Genomic DNA, 4,847 nt, shown 5'->3' with positions numbered 1-4,847 from the left:
CCCCGGCAGATGCCGGGGCCCTTCCTGCGTTGGACGTCCCTTTGGTCCAGATCCAGCCGAACGAGTGGCGGAAGTCTCGTCAACTGTGCCCCAGGTCACGTTTGGAAGATGAGACCATGGACGGTATGAAGGGACGCGTCTTGATCGTCGATGACGACACTGCTCTGGCCGAGATGCTCGGCATCGTGCTCCGTGGAGAGGGCTTCGAGCCATCCTTCGTGGCGGACGGTGACAAGGCTCTGTCGGTCTTCCGCGAGGTCAAGCCCGACCTCGTACTCCTCGATCTGATGCTTCCCGGTCGGGACGGCATCGACGTCTGCCGACAGATCCGGGCGGAGTCGGGTGTGCCCATCGTCATGCTGACGGCCAAGACGGACACCGTGGACGTCGTCGTGGGTCTCGAGTCCGGGGCGGACGACTACATGACGAAGCCGTTCAAGCCCAAGGAGCTGGTCGCCCGGGTGCGTGCCCGGCTTCGTCGGGCCGAGGAGCCCAGCCCCGAGCAGCTCGCGATCGGCGACCTGGTGATCGATGTCGCCGGCCACTCGGTCAAGCGCGACGGGCGGAGCATCCCGCTGACCCCGCTGGAGTTCGACCTCCTGGTGGCGCTCGCGCGCAAGCCCTGGCAGGTGTTCACCCGCGAAGTGCTGCTGGAGCAGGTGTGGGGCTACCGGCACGCGGCCGACACGCGGCTGGTCAACGTCCACGTGCAGCGGCTCCGGTCGAAGATCGAGAAGGACCCCGAGCGCCCCGAGATCGTCGTGACGGTCCGTGGCGTCGGCTACAAGGCGGGACCCAACTGAGATGAGCGGTCGAATGCCCGCCGTCGAGCCCGACCCGGACGGCGGGCCTTCGGCCCCGGGCAGTGCAGGCGAGGCGGGAGCCCACGGCGGTTCCCGGAACAACGGTGGCCCGGACACGGGCACGTGGCGGTCCGAGGAGCCGTGGTCGGTCACGTCCATGCTGTGGCAGCGGCTACGACGGCCGTTCGGCCGTGCGGTCGGCCTGTACCGGCGGTCCATCCAGCTGCGCATCGTGGCGACCACCCTGGTCCTCGCGGTGGGCGTGGTGGCGCTGCTCGGCATCGTGGTGATGAACCAGGTGCGCAACGGGCTGCTGAACGCCAAGAAGGCGTCCGTCTTCACTCAGGCCGTGAACGGCATGACGACGGCCAAGGCCAGCATCGCTGCGGCGACGTCGGCTTCCGACAAGGGGCAGACCGTGGCCGGCCAGGGCGTGGCCGGACCGTCCACGCCGATCGACATGGGCAAGCTGCTGACCGAGGAGGTCACCGCGCTGGCGAACAGCGGCGCGGGGGCGTACTACGTGGTCGGCATGGTCCCCAGCGACAGTGTCAGCCAGGCGACGAGCAGCCCGGGCGCGCGCGGTGCGCGCGTGAGCGGCAGCGTGGACCCGGATGTGAGCATCCCGGCGTCGCTGCGCACGCTGGTCGGGCAGTACCCGGAGAAGCCGCAGTACGTCTACACCTCCATCGCCTTCCGGAACGCCAAGAGCGTCTCCGGTATCGCCGTGGGTGTTCAGTACACGGACAAGCATCTGGGGCCCTACCAGCTCTACTACCTCTTCCCGTTCACGCAGGAGGAGAGCACCCTCAACCTGGTCGGCGGCACGCTGGCGTCGGCCGGCGTGTTCGTCGTCGTGCTGCTCGGCGGTATCTCCTGGCTGGTGGTCCGTCAGGTCGTGACGCCCGTGCGGATGGCCGCGGAGATCTCGGAGTGGCTGGCCTCCGGGCGGCTGGAGGAGCGGATGAAGGTCTCCGGCACGGACGACATCGCCCGGCTCGGGGAGAGCTTCAACCGCATGGCCGGGGCGCTGCAGGCGCAGATCCGGCAGTTGGAGGAGCTCTCCCGGGTGCAGCGGCGGTTCGTCTCGGACGTCTCCCACGAGCTGCGTACGCCGCTCACCACGGTGCGGATGGCGGCGGACCTGCTCTACGAGTCGCGTGAGGACTTCGGCGACCCGGCCACCGAGCGCGCGGCGGAGCTGCTGCAGAACCAGCTGGACCGGTTCGAGTCGCTGCTGGCGGATCTGCTGGAGATCAGCCGCTTCGACGCCGGCGCGGCCATCCTCGATGCGGAGCCCGCGGATCTGCGGGACGTCGTGACCCGGGTCGTGGACGGAGCGGAGCCGCTGGCCAAGCGCAAGGGCAGTGCGGTGCACGTGATCGGCGCCGAGGAGCCGGTGGTCGCCGAGGTGGACCCGCGGCGGATCGAGCGGATCCTGCGCAACCTGGTCGTCAACGCTCTGGAGCACGGCGAGGGCCGCGACATCGAGGTACGTCTGGCCTCAGGCGAAGGAGCGGTGGCCGTGGCGGTGCGCGACCACGGCATCGGGCTCAAGCCCGGCGAGGCCGCGCGGGTGTTCAACCGCTTCTGGCGGGCGGACCCGGCTCGGGCGCGGACCACCGGCGGGACCGGCCTGGGCCTGTCGATCGCGCTGGAGGACGCCGCGTTGCACGGCGGCTGGCTGCAGGCCTGGGGTGAACCGGGCGGTGGCTCGCAGTTCCGGCTGACGGTGCCTCAGAAGCTCGGACAGGAGATCACGCGCTCGCCGATCGCGCTGGAGCCCGCCGACTCGCGCAGCAACCGGGGCCTGGAGGCGACGGGCATGCCGTATCGGCGGCCGCGGCCTGCTTCTTCCGAGCCACTGCGGTCGACTGAGGAGTCGTCAGGCGGCGGCCTGGGCGCGGGACTCGGCGGCGTGCTGGGCTACGGCTCGGTGATACCGCGGACCCCCGGCCGGGGCGTGCCGGCCAGCAACCCGGCGGATGTCCGGCCGTTCGCGGGCTTCGGCTCGGACGGCGGGCATGTGGTGGTCTCCAAGGAGGGGCGGGATGAGGATGCGACGGCGGACGGCGAGTAGCGCGGCGGTCCTGGGCGCCGCGCTGCTGCTGGCCGGCTGCGCGGCAATGCCGGGCGACGGCTCGCCCGGTCCCGTCCCCAGCGATCCGGCCGGGCAGGGCCAGGACTCGCAGGTGGTCGTCGTGGCGGTGCCGCCGAAGGACGGCGAGGCCCCGGAGGAGCTCATGAAGGGCTTCCTCGACGACCTGGTCAGTGACGAGCACGGCTACGAGACGGCGCGCAAGTACCTTGCCCAGGGCACGACCTGGGACCCGGAGCAGCGGGTGACCGTGCTCGACGGGATGAGCGTGCTGCCGCCGCAGACCTCGAACGGCAAGGAGGCGACGGTCGTCGTCGAGGGGCGGCAGCTCGCGCACCTGGACGCCAACCACGTGTACGCCACGGACGGCGCCGACGACGGGGGGGTGAAGGTCGATCTGCCCTTCACCTTCGCCAAGAACGCACAGGGCCAGTGGCGGATCAAGGAACTGCCACCGGGGCTGATCCTCAACCAGGTGGACTTCCAGCGGATATACCAGTCCGTGGATCTCTACTACCCCGCCCGTCAGGGGCCGGGGGTGCCCAGGTCGGCGCCCCTGGTGACGGACCCGGTGTATCTGCGCAGCAGAATCGATCCGCTCGACACGGCGGTGACGCAGCTGCTCCGCGGTCCCAGCGACTGGCTCGACCCGGTGGTCGCCTCCGCCTTCCCCAAGGACACGCGTCTGGCCAGGCTGCAGACCGCGGCGGACGGCACCGCGTCGGTGTACCTGCGCGCCCCCGAACCGGGCGGCCTGACGTCCGGCGCTGCCTGCCAGAGCATGGCTGAGCAGCTGTATCTGACGCTGAGCCAGGTGAACACCCAGGAGTCGTCGCAGAGCGGCCAGGCCGTGTCGTCGGTGCGCCTGTACCGGGACGGCGACGGCTCGGCGTTGTGCTCGATGGACGCCTCGACCTTCGCCGGGCGCCAGCCCGCGAGCAGCGCGACGGGCTACTACGTGGGCACCAACGGGCATCTGTGGAGCGTGAGTCCGGACAGCGGGAGCAAGACCGAGCTGGGCGCGGAGCCGGTGCCGCAGGGTGTGGGCATCGGGTCCTTCGCCGTCGCGCCGGACGGTGGGAGCCAGGTGGCGGCGGTGTCGTCCGACGGTCGCGCGCTGTACGTCAGTTCGCTGACCGGCAGCGCACCGCCGAGCCAGGCTCTGTTCCACGCCGAGCGCGGGTCCGGCGCCGGGCTGTCGACGCCGAGCTGGGACGCGGCCGGCACGATCTGGGTGGCGGACCGCTCGGTGCCGGACCGGCTGCTGGCGGCGGTGAACGGCCAGCCGGCCGTGGTCTCGCTCGTCGGCCTCTCGGGCACGGTGACCCGCGTGCGGGTGGCCGCGGACGGCGTGCGGATCGTGCTGGAGGTGCAGCAGGGCGGTCAGGACCGGCTGCTGCTCGGCAGGATCTCGCGTGAAGGAACCGAGCAGAGCCCGTTGCTGACCGTGGACGGGCTGCATCCGTTGGCGCCGAAGGTGACGTCGGTGGGGGCCCTGTCGTGGTACGACGGCGACAGCCTGATCATGCTGGGACAGTTCGAGGGCTCGCCGACGGACAGTCTGGCCATGCTGGAAACCGACGGCTCGCAGGCTCAGCAGAACTCCGGCAACGCCCAACTCCTCAGCCGGATGAGCCAGGTGAGTGCGGTTCAGGGGATCCAGCCGCAGGCGCTCCTGGGCAGCGACCAGGACAAGAAGATCTGGAAGCTGGCCCCCAACTCGAACAAGTGGGAGTTCATCGCGGAGGGCTCGCAGCCGACCTATCCGGGCTGACCCGGCCGACCGGCGCCGCCGGCGGGCGAGCGGGCAGCCTTCGGGCGGTCGGGCGCCGCGGCGACCACCGCGGCGGCCAGCACGTCCGCCCCGGCGGCGCCGAGCCCGCGTGCCGCCTCGGCCAGGGAGGCGCCCGTCGTCACCAGGTCGTCGACGAGGACGACGCGGCCGG

The 4,847-nt window shown here is 71.2% G+C and carries 4 protein-coding genes; 3 read left to right on the top strand and 1 reads right to left on the bottom strand.

Annotated features, from left to right (window positions below):
• Positions 1-125: 125 nt before the first annotated feature.
• Genes mtrA through ACFP3V_RS11255 form a run of 3 tightly spaced genes read left to right on the top strand, consistent with a single transcriptional unit; the run spans position 126 to position 4,675 of the window.
• Entirely contained in the window at positions 126-803 is a 678-nt protein-coding gene (gene mtrA, locus ACFP3V_RS11265) for an MtrAB system response regulator MtrA (RefSeq protein ID WP_380582579.1), read from the top strand.
• A gap of 1 nt (position 804) precedes the next feature.
• Positions 805-2,883, top strand: coding sequence for an MtrAB system histidine kinase MtrB (gene mtrB, locus ACFP3V_RS11260; protein WP_380582577.1), 2,079 nt, complete (start codon positions 805-807; stop codon positions 2,881-2,883).
• The gene (locus ACFP3V_RS11255) at positions 2,855-4,675 is read left to right on the top strand and encodes an LpqB family beta-propeller domain-containing protein (RefSeq protein ID WP_380582575.1); all 1,821 of its coding nucleotides are present in this window, start codon (positions 2,855-2,857) and stop codon (positions 4,673-4,675) included. The genes mtrB and ACFP3V_RS11255 overlap by 29 nt, the downstream gene beginning before the upstream one ends.
• Here ACFP3V_RS11255 and ACFP3V_RS11250 read toward each other — a convergent pair.
• The coding region (locus tag ACFP3V_RS11250) for a phosphoribosyltransferase family protein (RefSeq protein WP_380582584.1) at positions 4,663-4,847 on the bottom strand (185 nt) is incomplete at its 5' end. The two genes, ACFP3V_RS11255 and ACFP3V_RS11250, sit on opposite strands and share 13 nt — an antisense overlap.

It is taken from the genome of Streptacidiphilus monticola (assembly GCF_042658505.1).
Classification (GTDB): Bacteria; Actinomycetota; Actinomycetes; order Streptomycetales; family Streptomycetaceae; genus Streptacidiphilus; species Streptacidiphilus monticola.
The sequence above is the reverse complement of the archived record's forward strand: the minus strand, read 5'-3'. Positions and strand labels throughout refer to the sequence as shown.

Coding starts and splice junctions, on each gene's coding strand:
- mtrA (WP_380582579.1), top strand. CDS start 126: ATGAAGGGACGCGTCTTGATCGTCGATGACGACACTGCTCTGGCCGAG.
- mtrB (WP_380582577.1), top strand. CDS start 805: ATGAGCGGTCGAATGCCCGCCGTCGAGCCCGACCCGGACGGCGGGCCT.
- ACFP3V_RS11255 (WP_380582575.1), top strand. CDS start 2,855: ATGAGGATGCGACGGCGGACGGCGAGTAGCGCGGCGGTCCTGGGCGCC.